This is a genomic window from Stenotrophomonas sp. ISL-67, from assembly GCF_018612915.1.
GTDB lineage: Bacteria > Pseudomonadota > Gammaproteobacteria > Xanthomonadales > Xanthomonadaceae > Stenotrophomonas.
The window spans coordinates 655,114-675,379 of the sequence record NZ_JAGGRL010000001.1; the positions used below are offsets into that span (position 1 = coordinate 655,114).

The following is a 20,266-nucleotide window of genomic DNA, read 5'->3' on the forward strand; positions in this document are numbered from 1 at the left end:
TTGCGGTACCTACCCGCGCGCGCCGGTGCCCGGCGCGCGCTAAAATGGGGAATGCACGACGCCGTCAGCCAACCGACCCAACCGTCCGACACTACCGTGTGGGCCCGCCGCCAGACCCAGGCCGTCCGCATCGGCGGCGTGGTCGTGGGTGGGGGCCAGCCCGTGGTGGTCCAGTCGATGACCAACACCGACACCGCCGACGTGGCCTCCAGCGTCAAGCAGGTGGCCGAGCTGTGGCGGGCCGGCTCGGAAATGGTGCGCCTGACCGTGAACAATCCCGAATCGGCCGCGGCCATTCCACGCATCGTGGAAAAGCTGCGGATGATGGGGGTCGAGGTCCCGCTGATCGGCGACTTCCATTACAACGGCCACCAGCTGCTGACCCAGGAACCGGCCTGCGCCGAAGCATTGGCCAAGTACCGGATCAACCCGGGCAACGTCGGCTTCGGCAAGAAAAAGGACACCCAGTTCGCGCAGCTGATCGAGTTCGCGATCCGCTATGACAAGCCGGTGCGCATCGGCGCCAACTGGGGCTCGCTGGACCAGTCGCTGGCGGCCCGCCTGATGGACGAAAACAGCCAGCGCGCCCAGCCCTGGGACGCAGGCAGGGTGCTGCGCGAAGCGCTGATCCGCTCCGCATTGGATTCGGCGCATACCGCCGTCGAACTGGGCCTGCCGCGCGACCGCATCGTGCTGTCGGCCAAGGTCAGCGGCGTGCAGGAACTGATCGCGGTGTACCGCGACCTGGCCCAGCGTTCGGACTTCGCCCTGCACCTGGGCCTGACCGAAGCGGGCATCGGCAGCAAGGGCATCGTCGCCTCTTCGGCGGCACTGGCCGTGCTGCTGCAGGAAGGGATCGGCGACACCATCCGCATTTCGCTGACGCCCGAACCCGGCCAGTCGCGTACGCAGGAGGTGATCGTCGCCCAGGAACTGCTGCAGACCACCGGCCAGCGCGCCTTCACCCCGCTGGTCACAGCCTGCCCGGGCTGCGGCCGCACCACCTCCGAGTTCTTCCAGGAACTGGCCAAGGTCGTGCAGAACCATGTGCGCGGCAAAATGCCGGAATGGAAAGTGAGCCATCCCGGCGCGGAGAACATGACCCTGGCCGTGATGGGCTGCATCGTCAACGGCCCGGGCGAATCGCGCCACGCCAACATCGGTATTTCGCTGCCCGGTACCGGTGAAACGCCGGCCGCGCCGGTGTTTGTCGATGGCGAAAAGACGGTAACGCTGCGCGGCGACAACATCGCCCAGGAGTTCGTGGCGCTGATCGACGATTACGTCGAACGCAAGTATGTCCGAAGCATCGGATAAGCCAACGGTGTTGGCGGGGCCGGAACCGGCCGCCGGCTTCCGCCACTGGATGGCGCGAAACTCCTGGCGTTTCGTGCTGCTGTTTGCCGGCGTGCTGCTGCCCCTGGCCGGTTTCGTGGCCCTGGCCGACGAAGTACATGAGTTGGAGGCGTTCTACTTCGACGCCCCGCTGCTGTGGAAGATGCACGACGCGGCCCGGCCCAGCCTGGATGCGGCATTCGTGTTCATTTCCCGTATCGGCTACCAATGGGGCGTGATCCCGGCCGACATCCTGATCGTGGCCTTGCTGCTGTTGCGCCAGCGCTGGCGCGAAGCCAGCTTCGCCGCGCTCAGCTTCGCCGGCTCGGCCCTGCTCAACATCGGCAGCAAGCAGGTCTTCCAGCGCGACCGGCCGAGCCTGTGGGAATCGATCGCTCCGGAAAGCACCTACAGCTTTCCCAGTGGCCACGCCATGGGCTCGATGACCCTGGCCGCGGTGCTGGTGCTGCTGGCCTGGAATACCCGCTGGCGCTGGCCGGCCGTGGCATTTGGCGTGCTGTTCGCCGGCTCGGTCAGCCTCTCGCGCGTCTACCTGGGCGTCCATTACCCCTCCGACATCCTGGCCGGATGGTGTGCCGCACTGGTTTGGGTGGTAGGGTGCTTCCTGGTGATGTTCCGCCGCCGCCGCCCGTGGCGGCGTACCGACCAATGGTCGGTACCTGCCGGTCGCGGGGAGCGGGCCGGATGCGGCAGGGGTTTCCGCGGACCGTGATAGGTCCAATAAACCGGTACGGCCTGGGGCGATAGGCATAGGGCAGGGGTAGTCCGGCACGGATGTGACGCGGGCATCAGAACGCGCTGATGGGGAACACGCTTCCTTGTTATCGCTTGACCCTGTCGCTAGGCTGGCCCCGGTTTGCAGCGTTTGGACGAGGGTGCGTGGGATGACGATTCGAGTGTTTCTGGTGGACGACCACGCGCTGGTGCGAACCGGCATGAAGATGATCCTGTCCAACGAGACGGACATCGAAGTGGTGGGTGAGGCCGAATCCGGCGAAGACGCGTTGCCTGCGATCCGCCAGCTGCGCCCCGACGTGGTGCTGTGCGACCTGCACCTGCCGGGCGTGAGTGGAATGGAAGTCACCGAACGCGTGGTCCGTGGCGACCATGGCACCCGCGTGGTGATCGTGTCCGTGCTTGAAGACGGCCCGATGCCCAAGCGCCTGCTCGAAGCCGGCGCCTCCGGCTACATCGGCAAGGCCTGCGACGCCCAGGAACTGCTGCGCGCCGTGCGCGACGCGGCGCTCGGCCGGCGTTATCTGGGCAACAGCATCGCCCAGAACCTGGCCCTGTCCAACGTGGAAGGCAGCCAGTCCCCGTTCGACAGCCTGTCCCCGCGGGAGCTGGAAGTGGCGTTGTTGTTGACCCAAGGGTTGCGCCAGGAAGACATTGCCAAGCGCTTGAGCCTGAGCGCCAAGACCGTCAATACCCACAAGGCGCGGTTGTTCGAGAAGATGGGTATCCACGACAACATCGCCTTGGCGCGCATGGCCAGCCAGTATGGGTTGGTGGATCCCGCAAGGCCGATGTAACGCAGGTCGCAATCAAAAAAAATGCCCGGAAATCCGGGCATTTTTTTCGACACCGCATCCGTAGAGCCACGCCCTGCGTGGCTGCGCAATCTCTGCAACCTCAGCGCGACCGAACACGCGCGACAATCTTCGCCGCCTGCGCCGCGCTCTCGCGCACTTTGTCCCAGTCGCCGTTGTCGATCCAGTTGCCCGGGACCATCCACGAACCGCCGATGCAGACCACGTTCTTCTGCTCCAGGTACTCGGCCGCCGTCGTTTCCGTGATGCCGCCGGTCGGGCACAGCTTCAGGTCCGGGATTGGACCGGCCAGGCCCTTGATCATCGCCAGGCCACCGACCGCCGATGCCGGGAACAGCTTGCACACCCGGAAGCCGCGCGCATACAGCGCCAGCATCTCGGTCGGTGTCGCCGCGCCCGGTACCACCGGCAGCGGTGCCGCCGCCAGCGCATCGGCCATGTGCGCCGGCGTCCCCGGCGTTACCAGGAAATCCGCGCCCGCATCGATCGACTGCTGCATCTGCGCCACCGTCAGCACCGTGCCCGCGCCCACCACCACATCCGGCAGCTCGCGTTTGAGCATCGCCAACGCTTCCATCGCCACCGGCGTACGCAGGGTCAGTTCGATGGCCGGCAGGCCACCTTCCAACAGTGCCGCACTGACCGCGCGTGCCTGGTCCAGCGTATGCACGGTGACCACCGGCAAGATGCCCGCGGCAAGCAACAGGGTTTCAGCGCGTTTCTGGTGTACAGCAATGGTCATGAAAATTTCTTCCTGTTGATCGGGAACACTGGTTGACCAAGGGTCCCGAGGGTCGGCCAACGGCCGACGCTACCGATTCGCCGACGCCAAAGAGGCACCGGAATGTGGGGTGAGGCCCCCGCCGTCGCCTCACATCAGGCGACACCTACCGCCGCTTCTGCCGTTCGCATCCGGCCATCCGTGGAGCCGGGCAGAGCCCGGCTCTACCGCGTCAGGCGTCCTTTGCTTCATGCGGAGCAAGCGCAGCAGCAGCGTCATGCCCCAGTTCGTACTCCGCGTCGTAATTCCAGATATCGCCGTCGGCAGCCGCCGGCCCGCAGGAAATCGAGATCGCCCCCTGGTCGGCCGGACCCACCAGACGGCGGTTCATCGCGAACAGGTTGCGGCCCAGGTCGTGCGCTGCCGGTGCCGTGTTCGGCGCCTGCTCGCGCGCTGCCCATTCGGCCGCGTCCACCAGCACTTCCAGCGTGCCCGCTTCACCGTCCAAACGGATGATGTCGCCCTCGCGTACCCGCCCGAGCGGACCACCGCGCGACGCTTCCGGCGTCATGTGGATCGCCGCCGGGAACTTGCCCGACGCGCCCGATAGACGGCCGTCCGTCACCAGTGCCACCCGCCGGCCCTGGTTCTGCAGCAGCCCCAGCAACGGCGCCAGCGAATGCAGTTCCGGCATTCCGTTCGCACGCGGCCCCTGGTAACGCACCACCGCCACGAAATCCTGCGGCAGCAGGCCCGCCGCGTGCAGCTTGTTCAACACCTGCGGCGCATCCACCACCACCGCCGGCGCCTCGATCGACCGGTACTGCGGCTTCACCGCCGACAGCTTGATCAGCGAACGGCCCAGGTTGCCGCGCAGCAGCCGCAGCCCGCCTTGTGCCTCGAACGGCTCGGCCACCCCGCGCACCACCTCACGGTCCGCGCTTTCCGCAATGCCATCGACCCAGGTCAGCGCACCTTCGCGCAGCGCCGGATCCTGCGTGTACTGGCGCATGCCACCTTCGGCCACCGTCACCAGGTCCCCGTGCATCAGCCCCGCGTCCATCAGCTCACGGAACACGAATGCCGTACCACCGGCCGCCGCGAAACGGTTCACGTCCGCCTCGCCGTTCGGGTACACCCGCGCCAGCAGCGGCACCAACTGCGACAGCTGGTCCATGTCATCCCACGTCAACACGATGCCCGCCGCCCGCGCCACCGCGATCCAGTGGATCGTGTGGTTGGTCGAACCGCCCGTGGCCATCAGCGTGACCACCGCATTGACGATCGCGCGCTCATCGATCAAACGACCCAGCGGCCGGAAATCGTCGCCCAGCGCCGTGATCTCCAGCGCACGTACCGCCGCATGGCGGGTCAGCGCATCACGCAGTGGCGTCTCTGGATTGACGAACGACGCGCCCGGCAACTGCACGCCCATCGCCTCCAGCAGGGTCTGGTTGGAATTGGCCGTGCCGTAGAACGTGCACGTGCCCACCCCATGGTATGACGCCGCTTCCGCCTCCAGCAGCTCCTCGCGCGTGGCCAGGCCGGCCGCATAGCGCTCGCGCACCTCGGCCTTCTGCTTGTTCGGAATGCCCGGCGTCATCGGCCCTGCCGGCAGGAAAATCGCCGGCAGGTGGCCGAACGCCAGCGCGCCGATCAGCAGGCCCGGCACGATCTTGTCGCACACGCCCAGGTAGACCGTGCTGTCGAACATGTCATGGCTCAGGCCGATCGCGGTCGATTGCGCGATCACATCGCGCGAGAACAGCGACAGCTCCATGCCGCCGCGGCCCTGCGTGACCCCGTCGCACATCGCCGGCACACCGCCGGCGACCTGCGCGGTCGCACCGAGCGAACGCGCGGTTTCGCGCAGGATCTCCGGGTAGTGCTCGAACGGCTGGTGCGCCGACAGCATGTCGTTGTAGGCAGTGACGATGCCGAGGTTCGGCGTCACGCCGCCGCGCAGGCGACTCTTGTCGGTCGGGCCGCAGGCCGCGAAGCCGTGGGCGAGGTTGCCGCAGCTCAGGCGCGAACGGAACGGGCCGTCGCGCAGCGAGGCGTCGATGCCGGCCAGGTACGCGGCGCGCGAGGCGGCGCTGCGCTGGACGATGCGCTCGGTGATGGCATGGAGTTTTGGATGCAGGCTCATTGGCTACCGGCTATGGGAGGGCGAACGGGACGACAGGCACATGCAATCAATCGCACCAGTGGATGCGCAGCGTGGGGCCATCGATGTCGATCGCGTTCAGGATGGGGTACAGCTGCGCGTTGTTGCTTTCCAGTGCCTGCTTCAGCACTTCCAGTTTCTGCTTGCCGCGCAGCAGCAGCAGGCGCTGGCGGCAGCGGCGCAGACCGTGCGGGGTGAGCGTGATGCGCAGCGGCCACTGGTTCGAACCCGGGCAGCCGGTGGCATCCAGCGCCGCGTAGGGCAGGGTGCTTTCCAGCGCCCGCGCCAGGTCGCGCGAGCCCGGGAACAGTGAAGCGGTGTGGCCGTCGTTGCCCATGCCCAGCACCGCCAGGCTCGGCGGCTGGCTGTACTGGGCCTGCAGGTTGGCGTCGTGCACGCATTCGGGCAGCGGCTTGCCGACCCGCACCAGCGGGTCGAAGTGCGCGCCCTCGGCGCGGTTGAGCAGGCTCTGGCGAACCAGCCAGGCATTGCTGTCCCGATCCTGCGGCGACAGCCAGCGCTCATCGACCAGGCTGACTTCCACCCGGTCCCACTGTACGTCCAGTTCGGCCAGTGCCTGGTACACCGGCGCCGGCGTGGTGCCGCCGGAGAGCAGCATGCGTGCGCGGCCTTCGGCGGCGATGTCGTGGTTGAGGATCTGCGCCATTTCGGCCGCGATCGTTTCGATCCACGCATCGGCATCGGAGTGCCGGACAAGGGTGAAGCGGTCGGAGTGGTCAAGCAGGTTCATGCAGCGCCTCCTGGCAGGTCGCGTTCGAGGTCGGCGGCATATCCCGCTGCGCCCAGCAGGCCCGCGTGCGGATGCATGACCGCCAGCGACGGCACCCGGGCCATGATCGAAGAGAACCGACCCTTGTGTTCGAAGCGCTGGCGGAAACCGGAATGCTGCAGCGAATCGAGCATCTTGGGCACCAGCCCGCCGGTCAGGAACACGCCGTCCCAGGCACCCTGGATCAGCACCAGGTCGCCAGCGATCGCGCCGAAGACCGCGCAGAACAGATCCACCGTGCGCATCGCCTGCGGGTCGCCGTGCAAGGCACGCGCGGTGACGTCCACCGGCTGCAGCTGGCCCGGATCGACGTCGGCCATCTCGCACACCGCGCGATGGATGTTGACCAGGCCCGGGCCGCAGATCAGGCGTTCGTTGGACACCCGTCCGAACTGCTCGGACAGGATTTCCAGGATGCGGATCTCCTCCGGCGTGCCGGGCGGGAAGCTGACGTGGCCGCCCTCGGTTTCCAGCGGATAGCAGCGGCCATGGCGCAGGATCAGCCCACCCACGCCCAGCCCGGTGCCCGGGCCGATCACCGCGTAGTTGCGCGGCTGTCCGGGCTGACCCGGCACCCACGTCGCACCGCCGACCTGGACCACGTCCTGCGGCTGCAGCAGCGAAATCGCCATCGCCTGCGCGGCGAAGTCGTTGATCAGGTGCAGGTCGTCGAAGCCGAGCATGTGCGCGGTGCGCATGCGCGAGATCACCCACGGATGGTTGGTGATGCGTGCCTCGTCACCATCCACGCGGCCGGCCACGGCGAACACGCCGCGGCGCGCTTCGGCGCCGATCTGCTCCAGGTAATGCCGTGCGGCATCGCCCAGTGAGGGGAAATCGGCCACCACGAACTCGCGGATGCTGTCCTTGAGCAGCGGCGCGGCCAGGCTGGTGTCGGCCAGCGCGAAGCGGGCGTTGGTGCCGCCGATGTCGGCCACCAGCGCCGGTTGGGTCGACACCGTCATGCGCGATCCTTGCGGTTGGCCTCGGCATCCACGTCGGCAGGCAGGAAGCCCAACGCCTGTTCGGGACCCCATTCGCCAGCCGGGTAGGGCTGCAGCGGCAGCTGGGCTTCCTTCCAGGCATCGCTGACGCTGTCGATCCAGGCCCACGCGGCGCGCACTTCATCATCGCGCACGAACAGCGCATGGTTGCCATTGAACGCATCCAGGAACAGGCGCTCATAGGCGATACGACGGTGCAGGCCGGTCGGCACCGACAGTTCCAGTTCCAGCGGATGCAGCTCCAGCGCACCCCACTCCGGACCCGCCAGGCTGCTCATCAGGCCCAGCTCGATGTTTTCCTGCGGCTGCAGCTGGAAGGTGATGCGGTTGGGCGTGGCGTTGCCGCGGTCGGGGCGCTCGAACAGCCAATGCGTGACCGGCTTGAGCGTGACCACCACGCGGGTGGTGCGCTCGGCCAGGCGCTTGCCGGTGACCAGGTGGAACGGAACGCCGGACCAGCGCCAGTTGTCGATATGCGCGGTGACACCGGCGAAGGTTTCCACGTCGCTGCCTTCCGGCGGCTGGTAGGCCTGCGCGGGCTGGCCGTGGATGGTGCCGGCGGTGTAGCGGCCGCGCACGCTGTCGCGCGCGGCATGCTTCGCGTCCAGCGGACGCAGTGCACGCAGCACCTTGACCTTCTCATCGCGGATGCGGTCGGCTTCCAGCGATGCCGGCGGCTCCATCGCCACCAGGCACAGCAGCTGCAGGATGTGGCTCTGGACCATGTCGCGCAGCGCGCCTGAACGCGCGTAGTAGGCATCGCGGCCATCCACGCCTTCGCTTTCGGCGACCAGGATGTGCACCGATTCGATGTAGTTGCGGTTCCACACCGCCTCGAGCAGCGTGTTGCCGAACCGCAGTGCGATCAGGTTCTGCACCGCCGCCTTGCCCAGGTAGTGGTCAAGGCGGAACACACGGTCTTCGTCGATCCACTGGCCGATGGTGGTCAGGATCTGTTCGGCGCTGGCGCTGTCGCTGCCGATCGGCTTTTCCAGCATCAGGCGCGCCGGTGCTGCCAGCGCGCCACCCAGGGCCAGGCCCTCGCAGGTCGAGATGTACAGGCCCGGCGGAATGGCCAGGTAGCTCACGCAGTTGCGGTGGACCAGGTCGCGCACCGAGTCGGCCACCGAGTCGGGATCGCGTAGATCCACCGAGCGGTAATCGATGCGATCAAGCAGCGACTGGATGTCTTCCAGGCTGGCCGCCGGCATCGCCTGCTGCAGCCGTGGGCGCAGGATCTGGCGGAATGCGTCGGTGTCATGTGGGGACAGCGCCAGTGCGCGGACCTTGAAGTCTTCCGGCAGCAGGCCATCGCCCAGCAGGCGCAGCAACGAAGGGAACAGGTAGCGCTGGGCGAGATCGCCGGTGGCGCCAAACAGGAAGAGGGTATCGTGCATCGCTCGAGTTTCAGATCCGGGTGACATCGTTGTCAATCGCTTCTCGTCTATGTTCTCGGGGGTCCAGCTGGCCGCGGTGTCCGGTAGTTGCAGCTGCAACATGAACAGGTGCGGGCCTGCCCATCATGGGGCATGTCACGGGCCGATCGGGAGAATCTGCTTCCCTGAAGGCGACGCGGTCATGACCGATCATGGGATAGTGCCACGTGAAAACGTTTACATGGCAGAATGCGCAGACTGTATTCGATTGCAGTGGTCGCCGTCATGCGGCACCACGCCATCGACCTGCCATCGGGAGGGCCGAAGGCAGTTCCGCATCAACAGCCCGGCAGCGGGCGGACTGGAATGGGTGATATGGCAAAAGTGCAGTTGCAGGGCGTGCGCAAGGTCTACGACAACGGCCAGGTGGCCGTCCACGGCGCGACCTTCGAAGTGGCTGACGGGGAATTGATGGTCCTGGTGGGACCCTCGGGGTGTGGCAAGTCGACCCTGCTGCGCATGGTGGCCGGCCTTGAGGAGATCAGCGCTGGCACGCTGAGCATCGGCGACCGCGTGGTCAACGATGTGGCGCCCAAGGATCGCGACATCGCCATGGTGTTCCAGAGCTATGCGCTGTACCCGCATATGACCGTGGCCGAAAACCTCGCCTTCGGCCTGAAGCTGCGTGGCCACGACAAGGCGACGATTGCCCGGCGGGTCAACGAGGCGGCGCAGACGCTGGGCCTGACCGACATGCTGGACAAGCTGCCCAAGGCGATGTCCGGCGGCCAGCGCCAGCGCGTGGCGCTGGGCCGTGCGCTGGTGCGCGAACCGGCGGTGTTCCTGTTGGATGAGCCGCTGTCGAACCTGGATGCCAAGCTGCGCCACAGCGTGCGCACCGAAATCGCGCAGCTGCACCGCAAGCTGGGCACGACGATGATCTACGTGACCCATGACCAGGTCGAAGCGATGACCCTGGGGCAGCGCATCGTGGTGCTCAAGGATGGGGTGATCCAGCAGATCGACACGCCGATGGCGCTGTACGACCGCCCGGCCAACCTGTTCGTGGCCGGCTTCCTCGGCAGCCCCGCGATGAACGTGCTGCGCGGCACCCTGGAACGCGGCGATGGCGGGCTGCTGGTCCGCAATGCCGCGCTGCACGCGCCGCTGGGCGAGGCGACGGTTGATCCGGCCTGGATCGGCCGCAGCCTGGCCGTCGGCGTACGCCCGGAGCATCTGCAGCCGGCGGCGCCGGGCGATGCCACCGCGTTCGAGTCGACCATTGATGGCATCGAACCGGTCGGCAACGAGATCTTCGTCAACATGACCCACGGCGACCAGGCCCTGGTGATGCGCGTGGCACCGCAGGCATTGCCGGCGGTGGGTGGCACGATCCGCGTGGCGATCCAGCCGCAGGGGTTGCATTTCTTTGATGCGGAGAGTGGGGAACGGTTGAATCACGACGTTTGACGGGACGGGTCACGACCTGCGGTTGTGACCTGCGGCTTCGTTCGGCATGGCGTTGACACGCCATCTCCGTTCGGCATGGTGTTGACACGCATGGCGGTTCGTCCTCTTCGTTCGGCATGGCGTTGACACGCATGGCGTGTCACTACGACCCTTGGTCGAGCGGTTTTGGGGTCGAACGGACAATTTTGGCTGGGGCGTAGGGACACGCCATGCGTGTCCTGCGGGGGCCGTCAGCGGGCGAGGCCTTCCAGCAACGGTACCGGGTGGGCTTCCATGCTGTTCACGCTCAACGCGCCTTCGGGCATTTCCAGTGGCAACACCGCCAAGGCCAGGTCGCCAGCGACGCTGGCGACGGTACCGATGTCGGCGCCGTTCTGCTGCACCTTGGCGCCGCTCTCGACGCCGTCGGCTACGCGCAGCAGCTGCAACGCACGCTTGGCCTTGCCCAGGAAATGGGTGCGCGCCACGATTTCCTGGCCGGGGTAGCAGCCCTTCTTCACGCTGTAACCGTTCAACCGGTCCAGGCCGAGCTGCTGCGGGGTCCACTGTTCGCGCTGGTCGGCCGCCAGGCGCGGCACGCCATAGCGCAGGTCCGACTGGCGCCAGGCCAGTTCAAACGCGGAATCCGTCGCGGTACTGTCCGCGGGCATGGGTGCGATCTTCAGGGTGCGCGGCAATGCATCGCTGCCCACGTCCAGCTCCAATGCATCGCCTTCCAGCGCAATGGCGGCGCCGGAAGCCGCTTCCGGCGCGGTGAAGCTGCCGGCCACGACCAGGTCGGTGCGCACCTCGAGCGTGACCTTGCGGCGGAACACAAACCGCTGTAACTGCGACGCAATCGCATCGGCATCGCCGTCCGCCAGCACCAGCAGCACGTGCTCCTGGTCCACCCGCAACAGCTGAAACACAGCCAGCGTGCGGCCCTTGGCGTTCAGCCATGCACTCCACTGCCAGTGCCGCAGGGGCAGGGCAGTGACGTCGCTGGAGAATTGGGCATGGGCGAACACCGCCGCTTCCGGGCCGCGCAGACTGAGCAGCGCGTGACCTGCAAGGCGCGGAAAACCGATGAAATCGAGGGCGAGGTTGTCAGGCACGTGAACGGGGTCTAAAATTTGTGCGTTGCGAGACCACCCATGATAGGCCAAACAACCCCCACTCCAGATTCCGAACCTGAAGCCCCGCTGGTACCGGAGGAGCAGCCGCTCGCCGATACGCCGGTGGTGCCTGTGGAAATCGGTGGCCGCGGCGGACTTGATCCGGTGCGGTACGGAGATTGGGAGAAAAACGGACGCTGCATCGATTTCTGATCAGCATTGAGCCAACGCGGCATTGTGCCGCCCAGCCGAGACAACGAGCCCAGCGAATGGCCGCCAGAGAACGTCCCCTTTCCCCGCACCTTCAGGTGTATCGCTGGCAGATCCAGATGGCCACCTCGATCCTGCATCGAGCGACCGGCATCTTTCTGTCTGTTGGAGCCCTGATCATCGCCGGCGGCCTGCTGGCCCTGATGATGGGTCCTGAATCCTGGAACTGCTTCGCCGGCCACGCCGGCAGCTGGTATGGAAAGCTGTTCCTGTTCGCATGGACGTGGTCGTTTGCCTACCACTTCTGCAACGGCATCCGCCACATCGTGCAGGACTTCGCCATCGGCTTCAGCATTCCCGCCTTCGTGCGCAGCAGCTGGCTGTCGGTCATCGCCAGCCTGGTGATCACTGCGCTGGTCTGGGCCTATGTGTTCCTGGGAGCCGCCGCATGAGCAAGTTCCGTACCCCGCTGAAGAACGTGCGTGGCCTGGGCGCGGCCAAGACCGGCACCGAGCACTTCGTGCTGCAGCGCCTGACCGCCACCGCCCTGATCCCGCTGACCCTCTGGTTCCTGGTGTTCGTGCTGAGCCTGATCAACGCCGATTACGTGACCGCCGCCGACGCTGTGTCCAAGCCGTGGAACGCGGTGCTGCTGGTGGGCTTCCTGGTCGCCATGTTCTGGCACGCCCAGATCGGCCTGCAGGTCGTGCTGGAAGACTACATCCATAATTCGTTGCTGGCCCTGGCGCTGCAGACCACGGTGAAGTTCATTGCCGTGCTGGGCGCGATCGTCAGTGTTTTTGCGGTCGCCCGCATTGCGCTCGGCGTTGCCTGAGTCCAGGCACCAAAACAGGAATCCAGAGTAGATGTCCGCTTACAAGATTACGGAACACAAGTACGACATGGTCGTGGTGGGCGCCGGCGGTGCCGGCCTGCGTGCCACGTTCGGTCTTGCCGCCAAGGGCCTGCAGACCGTCTGCCTGACCAAGGTTTTCCCGACCCGTTCGCACACCGTGGCCGCGCAGGGCGGTATTTCCGCCGCGCTGGGCAACATGGGCGAGGACGACTGGCGTTACCACTTCTACGACACCATCAAGGGCTCGGACTGGCTGGGCGACCAGGACGCCATCGAGTACATGTGCCGTGAGGCCATTCCGGCCATCATCGAACTGGAGCACTACGGCGTTCCGTTCAGCCGTACCGAAGAGGGCAAGATCTACCAGCGCCCGTTCGGTGGCATGACCACCAAGTACGGCGAAGGCCCGGCGGCGCAGCGCACCTGTGCGGCGGCCGACCGTACCGGCCACGCCATGCTGCACACGCTGTACCAGCAGTCGCTGGCCCACAACGCGCGCTTCATGATCGAGTACTTCGCACTCGACCTGATCTTCGACGAGGAAGGCGTCTGCCGCGGCGTGCTCGCGCTGGACATGTCCGACGGCTCGCTGCACCTGTTCCGCGCCCAGGGCGTGGTGCTGGCCACCGGCGGCTACGGTCGTGCCTACTTCAGCGCCACCTCGGCGCACACCTGCACCGGCGACGGTGGCGGCCTGGCCATGCGTGCCGGCATCGCCATGCAGGACATGGAGTTCGTGCAGTTCCACCCGACCGGCATCTACGGCGCCGGCTGCCTGATCACCGAGGGTGTCCGCGGTGAAGGCGGAATCCTGCGCAACAGCAATGGCGAGCGCTTCATGGAGCGCTACGCACCGCACTACAAGGACCTGGCCTCGCGCGACGTGGTGGCCCGTTCGATGACCATCGAGATCCGCGAAGGCCGCGGCGTCGGCGAGCACAAGGACCATATCCTGCTCGACCTGACCCACCTTGGCCCGGGCGTGATCGACGAGAAGCTGCCGGGCATCGCGGAAAGCGCCCGCATCTTCGCCGGCGTCGACGTGCATACCCAGCCGATCCCGGTCATCCCGACCGTGCACTACAACATGGGCGGCATCCCGACCAACTTCCACGGTGAAGTGGTGCGCAAGGTCGGCGACAACCCCGATGCCGTGGTGCCGGGCCTGTACGCCATCGGCGAAGCCGCCTGCGTGTCGGTGCACGGTGCCAACCGCCTGGGCTCCAACTCGCTGCTGGACCTGGTGGTGTTCGGCCGTGCGGTGGCCAACCGCTGCGCCGAGACCATCAAGCCGGGCGCGGCGCACAAGCCGCTGGCCGCCGACGCCTGCGACAAGGCGCTGGGCCTGCTGGACAAACTGCGTTACGCCAACGGCGACACCCCGACCTCGGTCATCCGCGACCGCATGCAGCGCACCATGCAGGCCGATGCGGCGGTGTTCCGTACCAGCGAAACGCTGAAGGACGGCTGCGCGAAGATGGCGCAGGTGTTCGATTCGTTCCAGGACGTGAAGGTCACCGACCGTTCGCTGGTCTGGAACTCGGACCTGATCGAAACCTACGAGCTGAACAACCTGCTGCTCAACGCGGTGGCGACGATCAACTCGGCCGAACAGCGCAAGGAAAGCCGCGGTGCGCACGCACACGAGGACTTCCCGGATCGCGACGACGTCAACTGGCACAAGCACACGCTGGTCAATGTCGACGACAACGGCAAGTGCAGCTTCGACTACCGCCCGGTGCACATGTACACGCTGACCGACGAGGTTGCCGTGGTGCCGCCGAAGCCGCGCGTGTACTGATCGCGACCCCCACCATGCAATCCGCGCCCTGAGGGCGCGGGCCGCCTGAGCCAACGAGAGCAGCCATGGCCGAGTTTTCCCTGCCAAAGAATTCCAAGATCACCAAGGGCAAGCACTTCCCCGCCGCCGCGGGTGGGAAGAACCTGCGTACTTTCAAGGTCTACCGCTGGAGTCCCGACGACGACAGCAACCCGCGTACCGATACCTACGAGATCGATCTCGACGCCTGCGGCCCGATGGTCCTGGACGCGCTGATCAAGATCAAGAACGAGATCGACCCGTCGCTGACCTTCCGCCGTTCGTGCCGCGAGGGCATCTGCGGTTCGTGCGCGATGAACATCGACGGCACCAACACGCTGGCCTGCACCCGCGCCATTGCCGACTGCGGCAAGGCCGAAGTGCCGATCTACCCGCTGCCGCACATGAGCGTGGTCAAGGACCTGGTGCCGGACCTGACCCACTTCTATGCGCAGTACGCGTCGATCAAGCCGTGGATCCGCACCCAGACGCCGCCGCCGCCGGACCGTGAGCGCCTGCAGTCACCGGAAGACCGCAAGAAGCTCGATGGCCTGTACGAGTGCATCCTGTGCGCCTGCTGCTCGACCAGCTGCCCGAGCTACTGGTGGAACGGCGAGCGTTACCTTGGCCCGGCGATCCTGCTGCAGGCCTACCGCTGGATCGTCGACTCGCGCGACGAAGACACCGGTGCGCGCCTGGACGACCTGGAAGACCCGTTCAAGCTGTACCGCTGCCACACCATCATGAACTGCGCCCGGACCTGCCCGAAGGGCCTGAACCCGGCATTGGCGATCGCCGAGATCAAGAAGCTCATGATGGCGCGCCGCGCCTGATCGTAGAGCCACGCCCTGCGTGGCTGCCAAGGCATGACGGCGAAGCCGCGCCCCCTTGACATAGGGGGCGCCTTTGTTTTCAGCGCGTCGCCACGCGCCCGTGTACTGCCGCGCACTCGGATGACGTGCTCTAGTCTGGAATCACCGAAAATGGACGAAGCCACCCTCCTCAAGAAACTCCGCTGGCGCTGCCGCCGCGGCATGCGCGAACTGGACCAGCTGTTCGAGCGTTACCTCGACCGCCAATGGGCCATTGCACCGACCGGCGAACGCGACGTTTTCCTGCGCCTGCTGGACTGCGAAGACGATAAATTGTGGCGGTGGTTCATGGGTTACGAGGAATGCCCGGATGCCGAACTCGCCGACCTCATCGCCCGGATCCGCGCCCTGCCGGCTTGAGTGGCGCCCCTCGCGCTGGCAGACCGCCGCCCACGCGCTGTTCGCGCTGCTGATGCCCTGGGCGATACAGGCCAGCGCATTGCCTGCCGCCGCGCACTGGCCGCTGGGCCTGCTGGCCGGGGCAGGGGTGGCGCTGCAGGGCTGGCGCTACCGCTGCCGCCCGATGCGGTCGATCCTGATCCCACCCGGCGACAGCCCGGCGCAGGTCGATGGCCAGCCGGTGGAAGGGGTCTCCCTGCACGACCGCGGCCCGCTCCTGCAGCTGAGCTGGTGCCGCCACGGCCGCCGCCAGGCCTGCCTGTTCTGGCCTGACACGCTGCCGCCGCAACGCCGACGTGAACTGCGACTGGCGATCCAGGCCCGTCCCATTCCGCGTTCACGTCCGTGATGGCACCATAGCGTGAATTGTCCGGCGTACCTGCATGTTCAAACCCATACCAGTATCCATCGGCCTGCGTTACCTGCGGGCCAAACGCCGCAACGGCTTCATCTCCTTCATTTCCATGGCCTCGATCCTCGGCATCGCGCTGGGCGTGACCGTGCTGATCACCACGCTGGCGGTCATGAGCGGCTTCCAGAAGGAGATCCGCGACCGCCTGCTGCAGATGACCGCGCATACCACCATCACCGCCGACGGCGCGCCCATGGCGAACTGGCAGCATGCGGTAGAGGTGGCCCGCAAGGATCCGCGCGTGGCCGGTGCCGCACCGTACATCGAGATCCAGGCCATGCTCAGCGGCGCCCGGGTGCAGGGGGCGATCGTGCAGGGCATCGCCCCCGCGCTGGAGCCAGCGGTGTCGGTGATCAATACCAAGGTCAAGAAGGGCAGCTTCGACAGCCTCAAGGAAGGCAGCTACAACCTGCTGGTTGGCCAGGAGCTGGCGATCTGGCTGGGCGTGGACGTCGGCGACACCGTGCTGGTGACCCTGGCCGAAGTGCAGGGCACCCCGATGGGCGCGATGCCACGGCTCAAGCGCTTCACTGTCAGCGGCATCTTCGAAGCCGGCTACAACGAGATCGACCGCGGCGTGGCCTACGCCAACATGGCCGACCTGGAGCGCGTGCTGCGCATGGACGGGGTCACCGGGGTGCGGCTGAAGCTGCATGACATGGACAAGGCGCTGGACGTGGGTGTGGACCTGGCCCACAACCTCAGCGGCGGCTACCGGGTCAGTGACTGGACCCAGCAGAACGCCAACCTGTACCACTCGCTGCGCATGGAAAAAGTGGTGATGGGCATCCTGCTCTCGCTGATCATCGCCATGGGCGCGTTCAACCTGGTGTCCTCGCAGGTGATGCTGGTCACCGACAAGCAGGCCGACATCGCCATCCTGCGCACCCTGGGCCTGACCCCGGGTGGGGTGATGCAGGTGTTCATGGTGCAGGGTTCATTGATCGGCATCTTCGGCACCGTGCTCGGCGTGGTCGGCGGCATTACGCTGACCTTGAACCTGGAGCGCATCCTCGGCGCGATCGAGACGGTGTTCAACGTCAAGCTGCTGCCGGAGGACGTGTATTACATCACCGGCCTGCCGACCGACATGCAGACCCCGGACATCGTCATCATCACCGTCATTGCGCTGGTGATGAGCTTCCTGGCCACCCTGTATCCCGCGTGGCGCGCTGCCCGCACCCAGCCGGCGGAGGCCCTGCGCTATGAATGAGCCGATCAACCGCGGCGACGAAGTGATCCGCGCGCAGGGGCTGGCCAAGACCTACGCCGAAGGGCGCATGCAGACCCCGGTGTTCAACGGCCTGGACCTGAGCGTGGCCGCTGGCGAGACGGTGGCGATCATTGGTGCCTCCGGTGCTGGCAAGAGCACCCTGCTGCACCTGCTGGGCGGGCTGGATACGCCGACCGCCGGCGAAGTGTTCGTGGCCGGCAACCAGATGTCGGCGCTGTCCGATGGCCAGCGTGGCCGCCTGCGCAACCGCGCGCTGGGCTTCGTGTACCAGTTCCATCACCTGCTGCCCGAATTCACCGCGCTGGAAAACGTGATGATGCCGGTGCTGCTTGGCGGTGAGGAGGTCGCCGACGCCCGGACCCGTGCGCAGGCGCTGCTGGAATCGGTTGGCCTGGGCCACCGCCTGGAGCACAAGCCGGGTGAGCTGTCCGGTGGCGAGCGCCAGCGTGCCGCCGTGGCCCGCGCGCTGGTCAACCGCCCGGCCTGCGTGCTGGGCGACGAACCGACCGGTAATCTGGACGACAAGACCGCCGCGACCGTGTTCGAGCTGATGCTGGAACTCAACCGCGCCCACCACACCAGCCTGGTGCTGGTGACCCACGACCGCAGCCTGGCGCGCAAGCTGGACCGCGTGCTGGAACTGCGCGAAGGCCGGCTGCACGCCTTGGCGCACGCCCAGGTCTGAGCTGGCAGCTGAACAGCCGCCAGCCCGTCCCTGCGGGCCAGTGGCAGCGGGTGCATGATCGCCTTGTCCATCACCGCGGAGGTGCCATGAAGACGCTTATCGCCATCGTTGCCATGGGCTTGATGTTGGCCGGCTGCGCCACCGGCCGCCTCACCAGCGCCGAACGCCTGGCGTTGTACCGCGCGCATGCGGGCCCGCCGCAGCCCTCGATGCGGTACTTCGGCTCGCTCAATGGTTGGACCGAACTGGGCGACAGCGCGCTGGCGGTGTGGACGCGTCCCAGCGAAGCGTACCTGATCGAGCTGCGCGGCCCCTGCTACGGTCTCAGCTATGCCACCGCGATCGGCCTGACCAGCCAGACCGGCCAGGTGTCATCACGCTTCGACCGGGTGCTGGTCCGCGACCCGAACCGTGGCCCGACCGTGCCGTGTTTCATCGGCACGATCCGCAAGCTCGACGTCAAGGCGCTGCGTGCCTCGGAACAGGAAATGCGCCAGGCCCAGGTGCAGGAGCGCGAAGCGGGCCAGGTCCCGCCCCCGCCCGAAGACTAGGGGCGGCGCGCACGACGTTGTGCCGGACACCGCCATGCATCCGGAGCCCTGGGTTGATTGATCCAGATCCCAATGGGCCCGTAACAATTCGTGGGTCCGGCCGTTGGCCGGACACCGCGCGCAGCGCGGCGCAAGGGTCCGAAGGCGGATGCCTGTCGATCGCGGCGATCCATCCGGCGTTTAGACCGTATCGAAAACGTCCGTCAGGCGTTCATGACCCCGGAACGAAGAGCATCCGGCCAACGGCCGGCGCTACCGGCGCAGGCCATTCGGCCTAGGCCTCCGGCACGAACCCTGCCGGTTTCTCCGCCCCACCGCTGAACAGGTACTTGACCAGCTCCTCCTCCAGGAACGCGCGATGCTTCGGGTCGCGCGGCGACAGGCGGTTTTCGTTGATCAGCATGGTCTGGTGCGCCAGCCACGCGGCCCAGGCGGTCTTGCCGATGCCGTTGAAGATGCGCTGGCCCAGCTCGCCGGGATAGGGCACGAAATCCAGGCCGTCGGTGTCGCGTTGTTCGTACTGGCAGAAAACGGTGCGGGGCATGGGCTACTCGATGTGCTTCAGGGTCGTTGCAATGCGTAGTTTACGGCGTGCGGTGGGTAGCGGCGGAGGGCTGCCGGTATCCAGCAGCTTGCGGATCGGGGCCGGCAGGCCCAGCGCAGGCAGTTCCTGCGCCGACACCCAGCGCAGCCGCGCGTGCTCCTGGCGCAGGCCATCGACCCGCCGCGACAGGATCTGCAGGTGCAGCCGGTAATGGCTGAAGGTGTGCTGCAGCACCGGCAGTTCCTCGGCATCTTCCAGCGAACCGAGCACATGCGCATCGAACCAGTCCTGCAGCGAGGTGCCGCTGTCGGCCTGCGGCAGCGTCCACAGCTGCGCCCAGATGCCGGTGTCCGGCCGCTTCTGCAGCAGCACCCGGCCCTGGCCATCGCGCAGCAGCAACGCCACCGCCTCGCGTTCGGGCAGGACCTTGCTTGGCTTCGGCGTGGGCAGCTGGTCACTGCGCCCTTCGCGGCGCGCCACGCAATCGTCCTGCAGCGGACAGATCACGCACGCCGGTCGGCTGCGGGTGCAGACCGTAGCGCCCAGGTCCATCTGCGCCTGGGTGTAATCGGCCAGGCGGTTGGCCGGGACGTGCTCCACATGCAATTGCGCCAACGCCCACAGCACTTTCTCGACCGCCGGCAGGCCGGGAAATCCCTCGACGCCGTGGTAACGGGTGAGTACGCGTTTGACGTTGCCGTCGAGGATCGCGAAGCGATCGTTCCAGGCCTGGCTCAGGACCGCGCCGGCGGTGCTGCGGCCGATGCCGGGCAGCGCATGCAGTGCATCGACGTCGCGCGGCAGTTCACCCCCGTGCAGCGCAACGCACCGCTGTGCAGCGGCATGCAGGTTGCGCGCACGGGCGTAGTAGCCCAGGCCGGCCCACTGCGCCATGACGGCGTCGTTGCTGGCCGCGGCGAGGTCGGGCAGGGTGGGGAACACTGTCAGGAACTTCAGGAAGTACGGGATGACCGTGGCGACCTGGGTCTGCTGCAGCATGATTTCCGACAGCCACACCCGGTACGGCGTACGCGGGTGCTGCCACGGCAGGTCATGCCGGCCGTGGCCATCGAACCACGGCATCAGCCGCCCGACAAAAGCGTCTTTGGCCATGGGCGGGGTGCTGGCGGAGGGCTGGCGGGGCATGGCGGGTTGT

22 protein-coding genes are annotated in these 20,266 nt (G+C 66.8%); 14 read left to right on the forward strand and 8 right to left on the reverse strand.

The window, feature by feature from the left end; all coding sequences use genetic code 11:
* Window positions 1-51 precede the first annotated feature (51 nt).
* The 3 genes from ispG to J7J08_RS03215 all read left to right on the forward strand — a co-directional run bounded on the left by ispG (window position 52) and on the right by J7J08_RS03215 (window position 2,888).
* Window positions 52-1,317 carry a flavodoxin-dependent (E)-4-hydroxy-3-methylbut-2-enyl-diphosphate synthase gene (gene ispG, locus J7J08_RS03205; RefSeq protein ID WP_214901395.1) on the forward strand — a complete coding sequence of 422 codons (1,266 nt, stop codon included), beginning with the start codon at window positions 52-54 and terminating at the stop codon, window positions 1,315-1,317.
* Entirely contained in the window at window positions 1,298-2,068 is a 771-nt protein-coding gene (locus tag J7J08_RS03210) for a phosphatase PAP2 family protein (protein WP_214901397.1), read from the forward strand. Before ispG ends, J7J08_RS03210 begins: the two co-directional genes overlap by 20 nt.
* 172 nt (window positions 2,069-2,240) lie before the next feature.
* Window positions 2,241-2,888: a response regulator gene (locus tag J7J08_RS03215; protein WP_214901399.1), complete on the forward strand. Its 648-nt coding sequence runs from the start codon at window positions 2,241-2,243 to the stop codon at window positions 2,886-2,888.
* A 100-nt stretch (window positions 2,889-2,988) separates the two neighbouring features.
* On the opposite strand, the gene eda is transcribed toward J7J08_RS03215, so the two are convergent.
* The 5 genes from eda to zwf form a co-directional block, all read right to left on the reverse strand.
* Window positions 2,989-3,648 carry a bifunctional 4-hydroxy-2-oxoglutarate aldolase/2-dehydro-3-deoxy-phosphogluconate aldolase gene (gene eda, locus J7J08_RS03220; protein WP_214901401.1) on the reverse strand — a complete coding sequence of 220 codons (660 nt, stop codon included), beginning with the start codon at window positions 3,646-3,648 and terminating at the stop codon, window positions 2,989-2,991.
* Between the two features lie 211 nt (window positions 3,649-3,859).
* Window positions 3,860-5,776 carry a phosphogluconate dehydratase gene (gene edd / locus J7J08_RS03225; protein ID WP_214901403.1) on the reverse strand — a complete coding sequence of 639 codons (1,917 nt, stop codon included), beginning with the start codon at window positions 5,774-5,776 and terminating at the stop codon, window positions 3,860-3,862.
* A gap of 46 nt (window positions 5,777-5,822) precedes the next feature.
* On the reverse strand, window positions 5,823-6,545 hold the full coding sequence (pgl, locus tag J7J08_RS03230) for a 6-phosphogluconolactonase (protein WP_214901404.1): 723 nt from the start codon (window positions 6,543-6,545) through the stop codon (window positions 5,823-5,825).
* Entirely contained in the window at window positions 6,542-7,549 is a 1,008-nt protein-coding gene (gene glk, locus J7J08_RS03235) for a glucokinase (RefSeq protein WP_214901406.1), read from the reverse strand. Before glk ends, pgl begins: the two co-directional genes overlap by 4 nt.
* Window positions 7,546-8,985, reverse strand: coding sequence for a glucose-6-phosphate dehydrogenase (gene zwf / locus J7J08_RS03240; RefSeq protein ID WP_214901408.1), 1,440 nt, complete (start codon window positions 8,983-8,985; stop codon window positions 7,546-7,548). Before zwf ends, glk begins: the two co-directional genes overlap by 4 nt.
* A 354-nt stretch (window positions 8,986-9,339) precedes the next feature.
* On the opposite strand from zwf, the gene ugpC reads away from it, so the two are divergent.
* Window positions 9,340-10,434 (forward strand): sn-glycerol-3-phosphate ABC transporter ATP-binding protein UgpC, encoded by a 1,095-nt coding sequence (ugpC, locus tag J7J08_RS03245; protein ID WP_214901410.1) that lies wholly within the window; start codon window positions 9,340-9,342, stop codon window positions 10,432-10,434.
* A gap of 230 nt (window positions 10,435-10,664) precedes the next feature.
* Here ugpC and J7J08_RS03250 read toward each other — a convergent pair whose 3' ends face one another.
* The gene (locus J7J08_RS03250) at window positions 10,665-11,528 is read right to left on the reverse strand and encodes a folate-binding protein (RefSeq protein ID WP_214901412.1); all 864 of its coding nucleotides are present in this window, start codon (window positions 11,526-11,528) and stop codon (window positions 10,665-10,667) included.
* Between the two features lie 39 nt (window positions 11,529-11,567).
* On the opposite strand from J7J08_RS03250, the gene J7J08_RS03255 reads away from it, so the two are divergent.
* From J7J08_RS03255 to J7J08_RS03300, 10 genes are all read left to right on the forward strand, one after another.
* Window positions 11,568-11,741 carry a DUF1674 domain-containing protein gene (locus J7J08_RS03255; protein ID WP_214901414.1) on the forward strand — a complete coding sequence of 58 codons (174 nt, stop codon included), beginning with the start codon at window positions 11,568-11,570 and terminating at the stop codon, window positions 11,739-11,741.
* Window positions 11,742-11,797: 56 nt separating this feature from the next.
* A complete protein-coding gene (sdhC, locus tag J7J08_RS03260; RefSeq protein WP_214901415.1) occupies window positions 11,798-12,190 on the forward strand; it encodes a succinate dehydrogenase, cytochrome b556 subunit in 393 nt (130 codons plus the stop codon).
* Window positions 12,187-12,573, forward strand: a complete 387-nt coding sequence (gene sdhD / locus J7J08_RS03265; RefSeq protein ID WP_214901417.1) for a succinate dehydrogenase, hydrophobic membrane anchor protein — start codon at window positions 12,187-12,189, stop codon at window positions 12,571-12,573. Before sdhC ends, sdhD begins: the two co-directional genes overlap by 4 nt.
* A gap of 31 nt (window positions 12,574-12,604) precedes the next feature.
* The gene (gene sdhA / locus J7J08_RS03270) at window positions 12,605-14,395 is read left to right on the forward strand and encodes a succinate dehydrogenase flavoprotein subunit (RefSeq protein WP_214901419.1); all 1,791 of its coding nucleotides are present in this window, start codon (window positions 12,605-12,607) and stop codon (window positions 14,393-14,395) included.
* A 65-nt stretch (window positions 14,396-14,460) separates the two neighbouring features.
* A complete protein-coding gene (locus tag J7J08_RS03275; protein WP_214901421.1) occupies window positions 14,461-15,246 on the forward strand; it encodes a succinate dehydrogenase iron-sulfur subunit in 786 nt (261 codons plus the stop codon).
* Between the two features lie 150 nt (window positions 15,247-15,396).
* Window positions 15,397-15,645: a succinate dehydrogenase assembly factor 2 gene (locus J7J08_RS03280; protein WP_214901423.1), complete on the forward strand. Its 249-nt coding sequence runs from the start codon at window positions 15,397-15,399 to the stop codon at window positions 15,643-15,645.
* Window positions 15,596-16,033: a hypothetical protein gene (locus J7J08_RS03285; RefSeq protein ID WP_214901424.1), complete on the forward strand. Its 438-nt coding sequence runs from the start codon at window positions 15,596-15,598 to the stop codon at window positions 16,031-16,033. Before J7J08_RS03280 ends, J7J08_RS03285 begins: the two co-directional genes overlap by 50 nt.
* Before the next feature lie 34 nt (window positions 16,034-16,067).
* Window positions 16,068-17,309: a lipoprotein-releasing ABC transporter permease subunit gene (locus J7J08_RS03290; protein WP_214901425.1), complete on the forward strand. Its 1,242-nt coding sequence runs from the start codon at window positions 16,068-16,070 to the stop codon at window positions 17,307-17,309.
* Window positions 17,302-18,015, forward strand: a complete 714-nt coding sequence (gene lolD / locus J7J08_RS03295) for a lipoprotein-releasing ABC transporter ATP-binding protein LolD (RefSeq protein WP_214901426.1) — start codon at window positions 17,302-17,304, stop codon at window positions 18,013-18,015. Before J7J08_RS03290 ends, lolD begins: the two co-directional genes overlap by 8 nt.
* A gap of 86 nt (window positions 18,016-18,101) precedes the next feature.
* Window positions 18,102-18,566 carry a DUF6491 family protein gene (locus J7J08_RS03300; RefSeq protein ID WP_214901427.1) on the forward strand — a complete coding sequence of 155 codons (465 nt, stop codon included), beginning with the start codon at window positions 18,102-18,104 and terminating at the stop codon, window positions 18,564-18,566.
* A gap of 274 nt (window positions 18,567-18,840) precedes the next feature.
* Here the strand turns inward: J7J08_RS03300 and J7J08_RS03305 are convergent, their stop codons facing one another.
* The gene (locus J7J08_RS03305; RefSeq protein WP_214901428.1) at window positions 18,841-19,110 is read right to left on the reverse strand and encodes an oxidative damage protection protein; all 270 of its coding nucleotides are present in this window, start codon (window positions 19,108-19,110) and stop codon (window positions 18,841-18,843) included.
* Window positions 19,111-19,113: 3 nt separating this feature from the next.
* Window positions 19,114-20,256 (reverse strand): A/G-specific adenine glycosylase, encoded by a 1,143-nt coding sequence (gene mutY / locus J7J08_RS03310; RefSeq protein ID WP_214901429.1) that lies wholly within the window; start codon window positions 20,254-20,256, stop codon window positions 19,114-19,116.
* Window positions 20,257-20,266 lie beyond the last annotated feature (10 nt).

Excerpts from the sequence above, each read along its gene's own strand:
- J7J08_RS03215 (WP_214901399.1), top strand. The coding sequence starts at position 2,241 with ATGACGATTCGAGTGTTTCTGGTGGACGACCACGCGCTGGTGCGAACC.
- mutY (WP_214901429.1), bottom strand. The coding sequence starts at position 20,256 with ATGCCCCGCCAGCCCTCCGCCAGCACCCCGCCCATGGCCAAAGACGCT.
- glk (WP_214901406.1), bottom strand. The coding sequence starts at position 7,549 with ATGACGGTGTCGACCCAACCGGCGCTGGTGGCCGACATCGGCGGCACC.
- J7J08_RS03210 (WP_214901397.1), top strand. The coding sequence starts at position 1,298 with ATGTCCGAAGCATCGGATAAGCCAACGGTGTTGGCGGGGCCGGAACCG.
- J7J08_RS03305 (WP_214901428.1), bottom strand. The coding sequence starts at position 19,110 with ATGCCCCGCACCGTTTTCTGCCAGTACGAACAACGCGACACCGACGGC.
- sdhD (WP_214901417.1), top strand. The coding sequence starts at position 12,187 with ATGAGCAAGTTCCGTACCCCGCTGAAGAACGTGCGTGGCCTGGGCGCG.
- lolD (WP_214901426.1), top strand. The coding sequence starts at position 17,302 with ATGAATGAGCCGATCAACCGCGGCGACGAAGTGATCCGCGCGCAGGGG.
- J7J08_RS03285 (WP_214901424.1), top strand. The coding sequence starts at position 15,596 with ATGCCGAACTCGCCGACCTCATCGCCCGGATCCGCGCCCTGCCGGCTT.
- J7J08_RS03255 (WP_214901414.1), top strand. The coding sequence starts at position 11,568 with ATGATAGGCCAAACAACCCCCACTCCAGATTCCGAACCTGAAGCCCCG.
- pgl (WP_214901404.1), bottom strand. The coding sequence starts at position 6,545 with ATGAACCTGCTTGACCACTCCGACCGCTTCACCCTTGTCCGGCACTCC.
- edd (WP_214901403.1), bottom strand. The coding sequence starts at position 5,776 with ATGAGCCTGCATCCAAAACTCCATGCCATCACCGAGCGCATCGTCCAG.
- sdhC (WP_214901415.1), top strand. The coding sequence starts at position 11,798 with ATGGCCGCCAGAGAACGTCCCCTTTCCCCGCACCTTCAGGTGTATCGC.
- sdhA (WP_214901419.1), top strand. The coding sequence starts at position 12,605 with ATGTCCGCTTACAAGATTACGGAACACAAGTACGACATGGTCGTGGTG.
- J7J08_RS03290 (WP_214901425.1), top strand. The coding sequence starts at position 16,068 with ATGTTCAAACCCATACCAGTATCCATCGGCCTGCGTTACCTGCGGGCC.
- J7J08_RS03275 (WP_214901421.1), top strand. The coding sequence starts at position 14,461 with ATGGCCGAGTTTTCCCTGCCAAAGAATTCCAAGATCACCAAGGGCAAG.
- ugpC (WP_214901410.1), top strand. The coding sequence starts at position 9,340 with ATGGCAAAAGTGCAGTTGCAGGGCGTGCGCAAGGTCTACGACAACGGC.
- eda (WP_214901401.1), bottom strand. The coding sequence starts at position 3,648 with ATGACCATTGCTGTACACCAGAAACGCGCTGAAACCCTGTTGCTTGCC.
- ispG (WP_214901395.1), top strand. The coding sequence starts at position 52 with ATGCACGACGCCGTCAGCCAACCGACCCAACCGTCCGACACTACCGTG.
- zwf (WP_214901408.1), bottom strand. The coding sequence starts at position 8,985 with ATGCACGATACCCTCTTCCTGTTTGGCGCCACCGGCGATCTCGCCCAG.
- J7J08_RS03300 (WP_214901427.1), top strand. The coding sequence starts at position 18,102 with ATGAAGACGCTTATCGCCATCGTTGCCATGGGCTTGATGTTGGCCGGC.
- J7J08_RS03280 (WP_214901423.1), top strand. The coding sequence starts at position 15,397 with ATGGACGAAGCCACCCTCCTCAAGAAACTCCGCTGGCGCTGCCGCCGC.